The sequence below is a fragment of the Yinghuangia soli genome (assembly GCF_021502675.1).
In the GTDB taxonomy this organism is placed as follows: Bacteria; Actinomycetota; Actinomycetes; order Streptomycetales; family Streptomycetaceae; genus Yinghuangia; species Yinghuangia soli.
The window spans coordinates 101302-115164 of the sequence record NZ_JAKFHA010000005.1 but is presented as its reverse complement, the minus strand read 5'-3'; the positions used below and the strand labels follow the sequence as shown (position 1 = coordinate 115164).

15 protein-coding genes are annotated in these 13863 nt (G+C 72.9%); 2 read left to right on the top strand and 13 right to left on the bottom strand.

The window, feature by feature from the left end; all coding sequences use genetic code 11:
- Positions 1-163 precede the first annotated feature (163 nt).
- A complete protein-coding gene (locus LZ495_RS11755; protein ID WP_235052059.1) occupies positions 164-967 on the top strand; it encodes a hypothetical protein in 804 nt (267 codons plus the stop codon).
- 87 nt (positions 968-1054) lie between these two features.
- Here the strand turns inward: LZ495_RS11755 and LZ495_RS11750 are convergent, their stop codons facing one another.
- The 8 genes from LZ495_RS11750 to LZ495_RS11715 form a co-directional block, all read right to left on the bottom strand.
- Complete coding sequence (locus LZ495_RS11750; protein WP_235052058.1) at positions 1055-2416, bottom strand: RNA polymerase sigma factor; 1362 nt, start codon at positions 2414-2416, stop codon at positions 1055-1057.
- Complete coding sequence (locus tag LZ495_RS11745; RefSeq protein WP_235052057.1) at positions 2413-2757, bottom strand: YciI family protein; 345 nt, start codon at positions 2755-2757, stop codon at positions 2413-2415. Before LZ495_RS11745 ends, LZ495_RS11750 begins: the two co-directional genes overlap by 4 nt.
- A 43-nt stretch (positions 2758-2800) precedes the next feature.
- Positions 2801-3403 (bottom strand): dihydrofolate reductase family protein, encoded by a 603-nt coding sequence (locus LZ495_RS11740; protein WP_235052056.1) that lies wholly within the window; start codon positions 3401-3403, stop codon positions 2801-2803.
- 129 nt (positions 3404-3532) lie between these two features.
- Positions 3533-4270: an acireductone synthase gene (mtnC, locus tag LZ495_RS11735; RefSeq protein WP_235052055.1), complete on the bottom strand. Its 738-nt coding sequence runs from the start codon at positions 4268-4270 to the stop codon at positions 3533-3535.
- A complete protein-coding gene (locus LZ495_RS11730) occupies positions 4267-4857 on the bottom strand; it encodes a 1,2-dihydroxy-3-keto-5-methylthiopentene dioxygenase (protein ID WP_235052054.1) in 591 nt (196 codons plus the stop codon). The genes mtnC and LZ495_RS11730 overlap by 4 nt, the downstream gene beginning before the upstream one ends.
- A 165-nt stretch (positions 4858-5022) precedes the next feature.
- Entirely contained in the window at positions 5023-6141 is a 1119-nt protein-coding gene (locus LZ495_RS11725) for a hypothetical protein (RefSeq protein ID WP_235052053.1), read from the bottom strand.
- A gap of 68 nt (positions 6142-6209) precedes the next feature.
- A complete protein-coding gene (locus tag LZ495_RS11720; protein ID WP_235052052.1) occupies positions 6210-7244 on the bottom strand; it encodes a hypothetical protein in 1035 nt (344 codons plus the stop codon).
- 203 nt (positions 7245-7447) lie between these two features.
- On the bottom strand, positions 7448-8023 hold the full coding sequence (locus tag LZ495_RS11715; RefSeq protein WP_235052051.1) for a dihydrofolate reductase family protein: 576 nt from the start codon (positions 8021-8023) through the stop codon (positions 7448-7450).
- Positions 8024-8153: 130 nt separating this feature from the next.
- Between LZ495_RS11715 and LZ495_RS11710 the strand changes: the two genes are divergently transcribed.
- A complete protein-coding gene (locus LZ495_RS11710) occupies positions 8154-8729 on the top strand; it encodes a TetR/AcrR family transcriptional regulator (protein WP_235052050.1) in 576 nt (191 codons plus the stop codon).
- A 3-nt stretch (positions 8730-8732) separates the two neighbouring features.
- On the opposite strand, the gene LZ495_RS11705 is transcribed toward LZ495_RS11710, so the two are convergent.
- From LZ495_RS11705 to LZ495_RS11685, 5 genes are all read right to left on the bottom strand, one after another.
- Positions 8733-9653 carry a LysR family transcriptional regulator gene (locus LZ495_RS11705; RefSeq protein WP_235052049.1) on the bottom strand — a complete coding sequence of 307 codons (921 nt, stop codon included), beginning with the start codon at positions 9651-9653 and terminating at the stop codon, positions 8733-8735.
- Between the two features lie 195 nt (positions 9654-9848).
- Complete coding sequence (locus LZ495_RS11700; RefSeq protein ID WP_235052048.1) at positions 9849-10985, bottom strand: alpha/beta fold hydrolase; 1137 nt, start codon at positions 10983-10985, stop codon at positions 9849-9851.
- 53 nt (positions 10986-11038) lie between these two features.
- Positions 11039-11740 (bottom strand): hypothetical protein, encoded by a 702-nt coding sequence (locus LZ495_RS11695; protein WP_235052047.1) that lies wholly within the window; start codon positions 11738-11740, stop codon positions 11039-11041.
- Between the two features lie 314 nt (positions 11741-12054).
- Positions 12055-12669 (bottom strand): TetR/AcrR family transcriptional regulator, encoded by a 615-nt coding sequence (locus LZ495_RS11690; RefSeq protein ID WP_235052046.1) that lies wholly within the window; start codon positions 12667-12669, stop codon positions 12055-12057.
- A gap of 118 nt (positions 12670-12787) precedes the next feature.
- Positions 12788-13843: an agmatine deiminase family protein gene (locus tag LZ495_RS11685; protein WP_235052045.1), complete on the bottom strand. Its 1056-nt coding sequence runs from the start codon at positions 13841-13843 to the stop codon at positions 12788-12790.
- Positions 13844-13863 lie beyond the last annotated feature (20 nt).

Genomic DNA, 13863 nt, shown 5'->3' with positions numbered 1-13863 from the left:
GCGCGCCTGCATCGAACCGCGCCGCGCCGAGCGCCGGTTGCGTCGCGTACGCCGGAGCGCACGCCGCCTCGCCTTCGCCACCGGATCGCGCGACCGGGTGAATCCCGGGCGGCAGAGCGCCTCGTCCCCGGCCGGGCCCCGCACGGCGGCTAGCGTGGCGCCCATGCCGGACTACGCCGAACTCGCCGAACCGCCCCGCATCCTGGCGCTCATCGCCCTCATGGGCTGGGACGGCGCGTCCGCGGCCGGGGAGGCCCACGCCGCCGCGGTGCCGGAGCGCGCCGAGTTGGTCGCGGACGCGTGGCGCACCGGGACCCGCAACGTCGTGGAGATCTCCGACGTGGCCGGCATCCCGGTCGGCGTCGTGCTGGGCGACCTGGCCGCGCAGGGCATCGACATCGCCGACCCTGACGCCGCACCCGCACCCCAGCCCGAGGCGGTCGCCGCCGACACCCTGCGCGAACTGGCCCGGCAGGCCGACGCCGTCATCTCCCCGCTCGTCGAACAGACCGCCCCCGGGCCGCTGACCACGGCGGCCTGGCAACTGAGCGGTGTGTACCGGGACATGAGCACCCTGCTCGGCGGCACCGCCTCCGCACGGCAGCGCGCCGAGGCCATCGACGACCTCTCCGCCGAGCTGCGCATCGCGCTCTACCACGCGCACCTGTACCGGGCCTCGCAGTACACCCCGCGGGAACTGGCCGAGCAGCTGCGGCTCAACGCCCCGGACATCTCGGTCGTGGGCGCCGCCGCGGTCGGCGCCGACGTCGCGCTCGCCCTCGACGACGGCCGCCGCATCTCGGTGCGCATCGAGCGGCAGGGCGACGACGGCCCCACCCCGGGCTGGACCACGCTGCGCAGCGACGACCCCGTCCTGGAGACGAACCTCGGCGCGCACGACCACCTGGAACTGCAGAGCGCGTTGGAGACCATCGCGCAGGTGCTGGGCCGCCACCTCTGCGACTGACCGCGACGCGGTCCGGGGCCGTCCGCGTCATCCGGGGCGATGCCCGCGATCCTGTGTGATCCGGGTAGTTCGGGATGAACCTTGCGGTCAGCCGTCGCCGAGTGCCCGGCGCCGCGCCCGGAGGTGTTCGCGTTCCACGGTGTTGGCGGCGCGCTCCTCGGCTGCCTCGTACGCCCGTACCGCCTCCGAGCGGCGCCCGAGCCGCCCGAGGAGTTCGGCGCGCACCGCGTGGAACAGGTGGCTGCCGTCCATGTCGAGGGCGTCGACCAGGTCCAGTCCCGCTTGCGGGCCGTCCCGTTCGGCGACCGCGACCGCGCGGTGCAGGGCCACGACCGGTCCGGGGGCGAGGGCCATCTGCAGGTCGTACAGCTGCACGATCTGCCGCCAGTCCGTGTCTTCGGCGCGGACCGCATCGGCGTGCACCGCGCTGATCGCGGCCTGGATCTGGAACGGCCCGGGCCGGTCGATGCGCAGGCACCGCCGGACCAGGGCTCGGCCCTCGGCGACGAGGCCGCGGTCCCACTGCGAGCGGTCCTGGTCGGGCAGCCGGACCAGCGAGCCGTCGGCGGCGGTCCGGGCCGGCCGCCGGGCCTGGACGAGCAGCATCAGGGCCAGCAGGCCGAGCACTTCGGGCTCGTCGGGCATCAGCTCGGCGAGCAGCCGGCCGAGCCGGACCGCCTCGGTGCACAGCTCGTCCCGGACCAGCCGGTCCCCCGACGCGGCCAGGTAGCCCTCGTTGAAGACCAGGTGGACGACGGCGAGCACCGGCGGCAGCCGCTCGGGGAGTTCGCCGGCGGTCGGCACGCGGTACGGGATCCCGGCGTCGCGGATCTTGGCCTTGGCCCGCACGATCCGCTGCGCCATCGCCGCCTCGCCGACCAGGAACGCGCGGGCGATCTCGGGGGTCGCCAGGCCGCCGAGCAGCCGCAGCGTGAGAGCCACCTGCGCGGTGGGGGCGAGCGCGGGATGGCAGCAGGTGAAGATCAGCCGGAGCCGCTCGTCGGGCACCGGGCCGTCCGGGTCGCCCAGGTCGGCCGGGTCGGTCGCGTCAGCCGGGTCGACAGGGTCGTCCTGGGAGCCAGCCTGGCCGCCCCGGTCGCCCGGGCCGCCCGCGCCGTCCGGCATCGCGGACATTCCCGGCATGGGTGCGCCTGCCCCGTACAACCGCACCGCCTCGGTCTGCCGGGCCGCCCGGATCGACTCGCGGCGCTGCCGGTCGATCATGCGGTTGCGGGCCGTCGTCACGATCCACCCCGCCGGACTGGGCGGCAGCCCGGCCGCGGGCCAGCGCTCCGCGGCGGCGGCGAACGCCTCCTGGACCGCGTCCTCGGCGAGGTCGATGTCCCCGGACGCGCGCACCAGCACGGCCACCGCCCGGCCGTATTCGCTGCGGAACACCGCCTCGACGTCCTGCGCGGACGGCCGCCCCGGGGCGGCCGGCCCGCTCACCCCCGGAACGGCCGCACCTCGACGGGGAGCGTGGTCGCGGCCGCGTAGCGGCGGGCCCAGGCCAGCGCGACGTCCAGGTCGGCGACCTCGATCACCATGATGCCGCCGAGGTGCTCCTTGCCTTCGGCGTACGGACCGTCCGTGACGAGCACGCCGCCGTGCGCCTGCGGGCGGACGACGGTCGCGGTGTCGGGATCGTGCAGCGCATTTCCGAACACCCACGCGCCGGCCGCCGCCAACTCCTCGCGCAGCGCCGCGAGCTCGGCCGTCACCTCGGCCAGGAACTCGGGCGGCGGCATGCTGCCGGTCGGCTGGTGGATGCTGAGCAGGTACTGCTTCACGGGCTCGTTCTCCTCTCCGTCCGTGCGGCCTCGGACCGCGGCCTCAGACCGCGGCCGGTGCGCCGGGCACGTCGTACGTCGCGACGATGACACCGGTCGTCGTCGGCACGCTTTCCACCAGCCGCAGCCGGGCGAACGCGCCCCGCGCGGCGAACAGCCGCGTGCCGCTGCCCAGGACGAGCGGGTGGATCGACAGCACGTACCGGTCGACCAGCCCGGCGGCCGCCAGCGCCCGGGCCAGGACGCCGCTGCCGAGGACCACGATGTCGCCGTCCACCTCGGCCTTCAGGCCGGCCGCCGCCTTCTCCGCATCGGTCCCGTCGACCACGGTCGAGTTCTGCCACGGCAGCGGTCCGGCCAGGGTCGTCGACACGACGTACTTCGGCGTCGCGTCGAGCTTCGCGGTGAACGGGTTGCCGTCGGTCTGGTGCGGCCAGAACCCGGCGAAGTGCTCGTACGTCCGGCGCCCGAACAGCAGGGCCCGGCATGCGGCCATGCCGCGCTGCATGACCGACATCATCACTTCGTCCATGTACCCCGGGCCCCAGCCGCCGTGCGCGAACCCGCCGCGTTCGTCGTCGGGCCCGCCCAGTCCCTGCATCACACCGTCCAGGGACACGCTCATGGTGACCACGATCCTGCCCATGCTGCTGCCTCCGCCACTCGGCGGGCCGGCCGCCCCTCCGGCGGCTGGTCCCACCTCCTATACGAAGGCCCTGCGCAAAATCGACAGCCCCCGCCGGAATCAGCGGGGGCTGTCGCAAAAAACCTCGGCTCAGCGGACGACCGGCTCCGCTCCGCTCAGGTCGATGCGGGCGAACGAGTCGGTCTCCGGGTGCCCGGCGACGCCCTTCGCGTAGTACGGCTCGCCGGGGCGGCGCACGCCGACCGTCCGCCAGCCCGCCTCCTTGGCCGCGTCCAGCTCCTCGACCAGGTCGGAGAGGAACACGAAGCGCGCCGGGTCGGTCTCGCCGACCGCCGCGGCGATGGCGTCGTACGACGAGGCGATCTTCTTGGGACCGGCGGTCTCGGTGTCGAAGTGGCCGGAGAACAGCGGCAGCAGCGAGCCTTCCGCCGAGTGCCCGAACCACGCCAGCTGCGCGGAGACCGAGCCCGACGAGAAGACGTACAGCGTGTGCCCGGCGGCGTGCCAGGCGCGCAGGGCCGGGATCGCATCCGGGTAGAAGTGCGAGGTCAGCTCCCCGGAGGCGAAGCCCTCGGCCCAGATGACGCCCTGCAGCGTCTTGAGCGGAGTGACCTTCTCGTCGCGGTCCAGCCAGCCGTTCAGCGCCTCGACGATGCGCTCCGTGCCGGCCTCCGGCTCGCCGATCAGCTCGCGGACCGCGGCCGCCGCCCGGGCGACGTCCGGCTCGGTGCCGCGGGTGTCGAGCAGCTGCGCGAAATGCTTGCGGGAGTACGGGTAGAGCTGTTCGGTGATGAATCCGGTGGCACTGGTCGTGCCCTCGATGTCCACCACGACGTGCACCGGTGCGGTCGTGCGGGAGGCGGTCACGCGGCGGACTCCGTGTAGCCGGCCCAGATGGCGTCGAAGTCCGGGAAGCGCGTGGAGATCCCGCTGCCGGTGAAGTCCCCGACCCAGCCGTCCTCGTCGTGGAAGAAGCGGATCGCGGCGACCGACGGCTCGGCGCCCATGTCGAACCAGTGCGTGATGCCCTTCGGCACCGAGAGCAGGTCGCCCGCCTCGCACAGCACCGCGTACACCTTGCCGTCGACGTGCAGGTAGAAGATGCCCGCGCCCTCGACGAAGAAGCGCACCTCGTCGTCGTCGTGGGTGTGCTCGGACAGGAACTTCTGCCGCGCGGCCGCGGCCTTGGCCGGCCACTCGGGGTCGTCGGACGGCTGCAGGCGGATGACGTCCACCAGGATGTAGCCCTCGGCCGCGGTGATGCGGTCGACCTCGGTGCGGTACGCGGCGATGACCTCGTCCTGGCCGGCCCCGGGCGCGAGCTCCTGGTCCGCGGTCCACTGCTCGTAGCGCACGCCGATCGGCGCCAGCGCCTCGGCGATCGCGGACGGCTCGGCGGTGCGCAGCACCGGAGCCGTGCCGTCGGCCTCGGGCCACACGGTGAGCAGGGACATCGGACTCTCCTCGCTTGCCAGGGGAAACGCGCAGGCCGGACCGGTCGGGCGGAACGGCTGGCCTGCGGCAAATCTACCTCCGGCACCCCGCAGCACCCAGCCCGCGGCCGGATCCGTTCGTATTCCGGACACACCCGCGGGCCGGGGTGGACTTCAGCGGCGGCGTCAGAGGCCGAGCAGAGCCAGCAGCTCCTGGGGCGGGTCGACGGCACTCTGGCCGCCGAAGCGCGGCGAGCTCTGCATCATGGCCAGGCATGCGGGCGGGCCGCCGTGCACGACTACCCGGTACTGGCCGCCCGCGACGTCCGCGAAGTGCAGGGCCACGATCGGCCCGGGGTCGTTCCAACGGCAGGCGAACCGGTTGTACGGCGGCCCGGTGGGCGCCAGGGCGTTGACGCGGGCCTGGATATCGGCGGCGTCCGCGGTGCGGTCCTGGCTGCCGACCAGCACGCGCGTACCGTCCGCGCCGGCCTCGTACCGGCAGACGGTCAGTGCCGCCGACGGGTACGGGATGGCCTGGTCGGAGCCGACCATCGCGTCCCTGGTCGTGGCGAAGTCGCCGGTCGGCGCGGCTGCCGAGCAGGTCGGCGGCCCCGGCGCGGGTACCGGCGGGTCGGTGATGCGCTGCTGCTCCAGGAGGCGGAACATGATCCCGGACAACTGGCGCGCGTTGCGGTAGGTCGTGTCGCCGATCCGGAGCTCTCCGCACCCGCTCAGGTTCAGCGGGACCGACACCCGGACGCCGTCCGGGTAGAGGACCTCCAGAGGGACGTCAGGCCGGGCGTCGAGGGGGCACACGCCTGTGGATTCCCCGGCGCTCAGCCCGTTGACCGCGGCGATGAACGCCTCGACGTCCCGGTACAGGGTGGTCGGCCACGGCACCTCGGGTTTCATGACGTTGCCTTCGCGGCTGAACTCCCCCGAGCAGATCCGCACCGCCAGCGCGCCGGGCGCCAACGTGTGCCCGTCCCCGGTCGTCGCCCGCGGGTCGATCGGCCCGGGCGCGGGCGCGGCTGCCGGGCAGTCCAGCGCAACCCGTGCAGCGGGCGCCGGTGCGCCTGAACCGGCCCCGGGCGTCCCGGACGGAGCCGGCGTCCCGGTGGCCGGGCGGACCGTGGCGTCGCTGCCCTGCCCTGCGCTCTGTCCTCGGCCGCCATCGTCGTCGAAGAGCACCACGGCACCAGCAGTACCGCCCACGACGGCCACCACCGCCGCGACCGTGAACGCCACGACGCGGCGGCTGAACTTGCTTGGTACCGGCTCTGTTTCGTGGGCCTCAGCCACGGAGTCCTCCTCGTCTGCACCGACTGGTTGCCGTTCGACGCGCCGTACCGGATCCGGGTTCCGCCGGGTCAGAGACCGAGACGCTCCAGGAGCTCCTCGGGGGGATCGACGGCCCCTTGACCGGTAAAGCCCGACCCGCCCACCAACATGGCCAGGCACCCGGGCTGACCGCTGTGTACCGCGACCCGGTACTGCCCGCCCGCGACGTCGGCGAAGTACAGGACCACCATCGGGCCGCTGGCGGACGGACAGCCGAAGCGGGTGTACGGCGGCCCCGGGAAACGCAGTTCGTTGATGCGATCGCGCAAGAAGGCGGCATCCGCCATGCGGTCCTCGGTGGCGGTCAGCACCCAATTGCCGTCCGCGCCGACGTCGTAACGACACGCGGTGAGCGCCGCCGCAGGGTACGGAACGGGCCGCCCGTCACTGGTGATCGCATCCGAGGCGGCCGCGAACTCCCACTTCGGCGGGGCTGCCGGGCACGTCGGCGGGCCGGGTGCGGGGACCGGCGGGTCGGCGAGGCGCTGCTTCTCGAGGAGGCGGCTCATGATCCCGGTCAGCTCGTCCGCGTTCTCGTAGACCGCGTCGCCGATCTGGAGAACGCCGCACCCGCCCAGTTTCAGCGGGACCGACACCCGCACGCCGTCCGGATAAAGGATCTCCAGCGGAACGTAGGGTGTGGCTGCCAAGGTGCACGTTTCCGGGGGTTCCTCGCCGCTCAGGTCATTGATCGCGGTGATGAACTTCTCGACGTCCCGGTACAAAGTGGTCGGCCACGGAACGGCAGGCTGCATGAGATTGCCTTCGCGGCTGAACTCCCCCGAACAGATCCGCACCGCCAGCGCGCCCCGCGCCAGGGTGTGCCCGTTCCCGGTCGTCGCCCGCGGATCGAGCGGCCCAGGGGCGGGGACGGTCGCCGGGCAGTCGAGCGCGATGCGTGCGGCCAGAGGCGTCGGGCCGTCTTCGCGGCCGCCGCCGTCGTCATAGAGCGCCACCGCACCGGCAGTACCGCCCGCGACGGCCACCACGATCGCGGCCGCGACCGCCACGACGCGGCGGCTGAACTTGCTTGGTGCCGGCTCTGCTTCATCGGCCTCGGCCACGACGTCTCCCTCGGCAGTCCCAACTGGTTGCCGTTCGACGCAGCGCACCGGGAACGGGTTCCACCGGGTTCGGGCGTCGGGGCGTACGGGGAGGCCGGCTGTGGTCGGTGCGACCGCGGGGAGGAGCGGGGAGAAGCGGGGACCCGCAAAAGAGGCACCCGCCTCGGCGGCTCAGGGCCGGGAGGCGGGTGCCAGGACGCGGGTCACGTCGTCTTCACGTAGTGGCTCACCGAGCTGCCCTCGGCGAACTGCCGGGTCTCGACGAGGTCGAAGCGGCGCGGGTTGAACGGGCCCTGGAAGAGCGGGATGCCCGCACCGGCCAGGACCGGGTAGGTCTTGAAGACCAGTTCGTCGATCTCGTCGTAGAGCGCACTGGCGAGCGTGCCGCCGCCGGCCAGCCAGATGCCCATGTCGCCGTCCTCGGCCTTGAGGGCGCGGACGGTCGCGAGCGGGTCGGAGCCGACCAGCGTCACGTCCGCGGCCGGGGTCTCCTTGAGCGAGCTCGTCACGACGTACTGCCGCAGGTGCGCGTACGGGCTGAACAAGCCGACGTTGTAGCCCGGGTCGTACGTGGCACGGCCCATGATCACCGTGTCGTACTTCTTGGGCGTGGGGTCGCTGCCGATGGCGGCGTGGACCGGGGTCGGGAGCGTCTCCGGGCTGTTCTCGACGATCCAGGCGAACATCTCGTCGAAGCCCATGAGGAAGTTGAAGTCACCGTCCGGAGCGGCGATGAAGCCGTCGATCGAGTGGCTGATGTAGTAGGTGAGCTTGCGCATACGACTCCTTGGTGGGTGCCGCCGGGGCCTTGCCCCCGGTCGAACGACTACAGTTATAGTACTTCATCTGTAGTGGTTGCAAGCGATCCGCGCGACCATCCGAAATGCGCGAACCAGGAGGCCCGGCGACATGGTCCAGAACCCCGAAAGACGCGCGGCACTGCTCGACGCCGCGATCAGCGTGCTGGCTGCCGAGGGCGCCCGCGGGCTCACCTTCCGCGCGGTCGACGCCGCGGCCGGCGTCCCCAAGGGCACCGCGTCGAACTACTTCGGGCGCCGCGACGACCTGGTGAACCAGATCGCCCCGCGCATCTACGCCCGTCTCGGGCCGGATCCGGACGCGGTCGCCAAGACCCTCGAAGCGCCCCCGTCGCGCGAGGTCGTGCGGCAGTTCATGCACGAGCTGATGGCCCGCGTGACCGGCGACCGGGTCGGCTACATCGCGCTGCTGGAACTGCGCCTGGAGGCGACCCGGCGCCCCGAGCTGCGCGCCGCGCTCACCGAGATGCTGCAGCCGGAGTACGAGGCGTCCATCAGCTTCCACCTGGGCAGCGGGCTGCCGGGCGACCGCACGACGGTCAGCGTTCTCTATTTCGCGATACTGGGGCTGATCGTCGAGCACCTGACGACGCCCGGCGCGGTCGCCGCGGACTCGTTGGAGGTGCTGGTCGACGGCATCGTGGACCGGGTCGTCCCCGCGGGCTGACGGTCAGTGGACGCCCGGCCGCAGGCCCGCTGCCAACGCATGCGCCATGAAGGCCGCGGCGGCGGGCCCGGGTTCGCCGGGCGGGTGGATCAGCGCGACAGTGCCGCGGACCGGCGGGTCGAAGGGGCGGACCACGGTGCCCTCGTAGCCGAGGTGTTCCACCAGGTCGCGGTACAGGAATGCGGAGCCGAGCCCGGCCCGGACGCAGGCCACCCACGCGGACCTCTCCTCGGCCTCCATCGCGACCACCGGCCGGACCCCGGCCGCGGCGAGCAGCCGGTCGATGTCGTCGCGGCGTCCCGAACCGGGCGGCGGCAGCACCAGCGGCAGGCCGTCGAGATGGGTGTTGTTCACGGCCGGCGGCAGATCGACGTCGGCGGGCGAGACCAGCACCACCTCGCGGACCGCGAGCCGCCGCGCCGCGAGGCCGTCCGGCACCGGCATCGCGGCGACGCCGACGTCGGCCGTCCCGTCGTGCAGCGCCGCGAAGAGCGCCTCGCGGGAGGGCGAGCGGACCAGGCGCACCGGGATCTGCGGATGCCCGGCCACGAAGGTCGGGATCAGGTGCGTGCCGAGGTCGTTGGACAGCATCGGGGTGGCCGCGATGCACAGCGGCGTGCGGGCGGGAGCGGCGGGCGGTCTCGGCTGGGCCAGTCCCTCGAACGCCTGCACGTCGGCGAGGATCGCCCGGGCCAGCCGGACCGCGCGCTCGCCGTCCGCGGAGAGCACCGTGCCTCGATTGGTGCGGGCGAACAGCCGGGTTCCGACGTTGCGTTCCAGTTCGAGCAGGGACTTGGACAGGGCCGGCTGGGCGATGTAGAGCGCCGCGGCGGCAGCCGAAATCGAACCGTGCTCGGCGACCGCGATGAGGCGGCGCAGCTGATGCACGGTCAGCCGAGGGTCGGTGCCGCCGTCGTGGGCCATGCGGGGACTCCGTGGTGCCGAGGTGCGGTGGTGCGCGTGTGACCGGTTCCGGAGCTGTGCGGACAGCGCCGGGCGCAATCGTCGCGTGCCGCGGCCGCGGATGCCAGAGCCCCGCCGGCATTGCGACGCCCGGCACATTCGGCACGGGAACCGACGGGAAACGGGACGGGGCCGCCGACCGCCCCGCCTCCGCACTCACACGACCAGTCGGCCCGGCCGGTACCTGACGAACTCCGCCGCACCCAGCCCCGTCGCCTCCGCCGCGGCGTCCAGCGCCCACGGTTCGGCGACCGGTCCCCAATGCCCGAAGTCGAGGCGGAAGTCCAGGGCCCGTACCGATGCGACGACCTCGGCCGCACTGAAGATGCAGTGCCCCGGACGCGCGACGTACGCCTGCCGCAGCAGCCTGCCGTCGCCGGCGGCCCGCACCCGCTCCGCAAAAGAGGCCTCCTGCTCGACCGGGGCGAGCGGGTCGGCGGTGTTGTGCACATTCAGCGTCGGGACGTTCAGCGCCTGGCCGGATGTCCCGGTACGCCGTGCCTCGGCCCTGGCCGCGGGGTCGGCCGCGATGGGCGGGGCCGCCGCGAGCGCGGACAGGTCGGTACGCAGGTCCAGGCCCGCCTCGGCGTACAGCGCCCGGACGACGTCCGCGTGCCGCGAGCTCCGGAGCAGCGCCGCATAGTCCGCGCCGACCGTGCTGGACGGGTTGCCGCCCAGGGCGAGTTCGATCTGGTACCGGCCGAACCAGGTCAGGAAGTTGAGCAGCCCCTGGAACATGCCCGCGTATTGCTGCGCGGCGCGCGCGTGCACGTGGTCGCGCGCCGGCGGGCCGGCAGTGCCCTCGGCCCAGTCGGGCAGGTTCAGGTACGCGGCCGCCAGGGCGACCCGGGCCCGCCCTTCGGGCGTGGCCTGGGCAGCGTCGACCGCGGCCATCAGGCGCTGCCCGGACGCCTGGGCTTCGGCGAAGCTGTCGAAGCCGACGAGGTCGACTGCTTCGCCGGGCAGCAGCAAGGTGGTGATGGCGAGTTGGCCCCGCAGGAAGTAATCGCCCATGTCCAGGATTCCGGCCGAGAGGCCGCACAGCGGCAGTGCGGCGTCGATGCGCCCGGTGCGGTCCTCGGCCAGGCGCTGGGTGATCAGCCCGCCCATCGACTCCCCCACGGCGATCGTGCGGGATGGCGGGCGTTCGACGCGGCCGAAGGCTTCCAGGGTGGCGAGTTGGTCGCGTTCGGCGCTCGCCATGGCCCACCACGATCCGTTCGGGTCGTACGAGGACCCGGCGAGCGCGTAGCCGGCCCCGAGGAGTGCGATCTGGGCTTCCTCGGAGGGCACATGTCAAACCCAACTCGTCTACCGCGCGCAGGAGTGGGCGAACGCCTCGCGATCTACGGGCACTTCTCCCCGAACTTCACGACCCCGAGCCGGATCTTGTCCTTGGGCAACGGGGCACCCGGGGCCGGGTTCTGGGTGCAGACCTGCCAGTGGTTCTCGATGATGATCGGGCGGCCGCTCTTGAGGTCGTCGGCGTCCACCTTGACCTCGCTGCGCAGCGCCTGCCGGACCACGTTGACGCTCCGGCCCAGCACGTCGGGGGTGATCCCGTCGGGGGCGGACGGCTTGGTGGTGGGCATCGGGGTGGTCGGGCAGTCCTCGTCCTTGCGGACCACGCCGAGCCGGACCGTGGTGTCCTTGTCGACCTTGCCGGGCCCCGGATTCTGGTCGCAGACCTGCCAGTTGCTGAGCAGCAGCTGGGTACGCCCGCGCCCGAGCGCGTCGTGCGGCTTGATGAAGTGGTAGCCCGCCATCCAGACCGCGTCGCGGGCCTTCTGCAGGTCCTTGCCGACCACCTGCGGCACGCCGTCGGTGGCGGTGGGAGCGGGCTGCGGCGCGGCCGACGTCTTGGCCGGCGCCGGGGTCGTCTTCGGCGCGGGCGCGGGTGCGGAGCCGGCCCCGGTGGGGGTGCCACCGGGGCCCTCCTGGCCCGCCGCGCCGGCCGGCGCCGTCCCTGCCGCCGGACCGGCCTGGTCGCCGCCGGGACGCGGCGAGCAACTGCCGCGGTCGATGAGCGCGGCAATGACGAGGAGCACGAGGACGAGCGTGATGGCCGAGGTACGCCGCTTGGGGTCGCGCCACCAATCGGGCGCGGCCTTCGACGTCCCCCTCCTCGCCCTGGAAGAACTCAGGCGGTTGATGGCGCATCACCTCGAACGACCGACTCGCGCACTTGCTCCGGATTCTTGCCCTCCGGACCTCTGTCCGGAGCATGCTCGGCACGGCGCGCAATATGCACTCATGCACCACATACCGCCGTTTAGAGTGGCACATTCTCGGGATGAGTCGGTCAAATGCCAGGTATTGCCGGTTTTTGACGTGATCGATGCGCAGTACGACAGGGCAAACGTCAGCGAGTGGGCGTGAGTTCGCTGTGCACGTAGGCGAGCGCATGGGCCAGGCGGTCCGCGCGGACCACGCCGGGGGCGCCGATCACGATCTGCAGCGCGAAGCCGTCGAGCATGCCGTGCAGGCGGACCGCGAAGTCACGGCGCGCAGCCGCGTCCGTGGCGGGCCACTCCCCCGCGTCGGCGCCCTCGACGAGCAGGGCGTCCAATTCGGCGGCCCACACCCGCTCGATGTCGTGCCCGGCCTGGAGCACTTCCGCATCGCCGAGCGAACGCCCGTACACCGCGACCCAGATCGTCCAGCGCGGGTCGGCGCGGCCGACGGGGAGGTAGAGGTCGACGTACCCGGCCAGGCGCTCGGCGGCGGGGGCCGGGCCGGCCAGCAGCTCGCGGCGGCGTTCGCCGAGCAGTTCCTCGCTCCAGCGCAGCGTCTCGACCAGCAGGCGGTCCTTGGACCCGAAGTAGTAGAGGATGTGGCCGCCGCTGATGCCGAGGCGCTTGCCGAGGGCGGCCATCGTCATGGCGTCGAGGCCGCTCTCCGCGATGGCGTCGAGGGCGGCCTGGAGGACGACCTCGCGCGGCTGTTCGAGGCGCTTGCGGCGGGCCGGGGGCGGCATGGCGGTGGATCCTCTTTCGTTCGTCGGCCGCCCGAGGATACGCGGGCCGGGCGCGGCCGGTGGAGCACGGTCCTCAGCCCGGCCCCTCAAGGGACCGGGCCGAGGACCGGCAAACGCGTCAGACGCGCGGCTGCTGCTGCGTGATGCAGTGGATGCCGCCGCCGTTGGCGAAGATCTCCCGGGCGTCGACCAGTTCGATGGTCCGGCCGGGGAAGACCTTGGCGAACGTCGCGGCGTTCTCCTCGTCGCGCGGGTCGTCGAAGCCGCACAGGATCACGGCGCCGTTGACGACGTAGTGGTTGATGTAGCTGTAGTCGACCCAGCCGTGGCCGTCCTCCTCCAGCACGGTCGGTGCCGGGATCTCCACGACCTCGAGCTTGCGGCCGCGGGCGTCGGTGGCGGCGCGCAGCAGCGCGACGTTCTCCTTGCCCACCTCGTGGTCCGGGTGCGCGGGGTCGGGCTGCGTGTGGCACAGCACCACGCCGGGCCGGGCGAACGACGCCACGATGTCGATGTGGCCGCGCGTGCCGTACCGCTGGTAGTCGCGGGTCAGGCCGCGGGGCAGCCAGATGACCTTCTCGATGCCCAGGTAGTCCCGCAGTTCGGCCTCGACCTCGGCCTTGCTCCAGCCCGGGTTGCGACCCTCGTCGAGCTGCACCGTCTCGGTGATCATGACGGTGCCGTCGCCGTCGACGTGGATGCCGCCGCCCTCGTTGACCATGCGGGACGCATAGCGCTTGACGCCGGTCAGCTCGATCACGTGCTCGGCGATGTGCTGGTCGCGCTCCCACGACGCCCACTCCTGCGCGCCCCAGCCGTTGAAGATCCAGTCGGCGGCGGCCAGGTTGCCGGATCCGTCGGTGAGGAACGTCGGGCCGATGTCGCGCATCCACGCGTCGTCGAGCGGGCGTTCGACCACGGTGAGCGGGGCCCCGACGTACCGCGCCACGGTGTCCGACTCGCCGAGGTTGGCGACCATGGTGACCGGCTCGTAGCGGGCGATCGTCTCGGCGACCTTGCCCCATGCGGCGCGCGCGTTGTGCAGGTCGTCGTTCGCGCCGCTGTCGTCGTCGCCGAAGGTCTCGTTGGACGTGGGCCACGCCATCCAGGTCTGCTCGTGCTCGACCCACTCGGCGGGCATCGAGAAGCCGTCTGCGGCCGGGGTGATCGTCATGTCGGGGTTTCCTTACCGGT

What these genes read in the sequence shown, in the direction of transcription:
- LZ495_RS11755 (WP_235052059.1), top strand. Translation starts at nt 164, where the DNA reads ATGCCGGACTACGCCGAACTCGCCGAACCGCCCCGCATCCTGGCGCTC.
- LZ495_RS11740 (WP_235052056.1), bottom strand. Translation starts at nt 3,403, where the DNA reads ATGGGCAGGATCGTGGTCACCATGAGCGTGTCCCTGGACGGTGTGATG.
- LZ495_RS11730 (WP_235052054.1), bottom strand. Translation starts at nt 4,857, where the DNA reads ATGTCCCTGCTCACCGTGTGGCCCGAGGCCGACGGCACGGCTCCGGTG.
- LZ495_RS11715 (WP_235052051.1), bottom strand. Translation starts at nt 8,023, where the DNA reads ATGCGCAAGCTCACCTACTACATCAGCCACTCGATCGACGGCTTCATC.
- LZ495_RS11710 (WP_235052050.1), top strand. Translation starts at nt 8,154, where the DNA reads ATGGTCCAGAACCCCGAAAGACGCGCGGCACTGCTCGACGCCGCGATC.
- LZ495_RS11705 (WP_235052049.1), bottom strand. Translation starts at nt 9,653, where the DNA reads ATGGCCCACGACGGCGGCACCGACCCTCGGCTGACCGTGCATCAGCTG.
- LZ495_RS11690 (WP_235052046.1), bottom strand. Translation starts at nt 12,669, where the DNA reads ATGCCGCCCCCGGCCCGCCGCAAGCGCCTCGAACAGCCGCGCGAGGTC.
- LZ495_RS11685 (WP_235052045.1), bottom strand. Translation starts at nt 13,843, where the DNA reads ATGACGATCACCCCGGCCGCAGACGGCTTCTCGATGCCCGCCGAGTGG.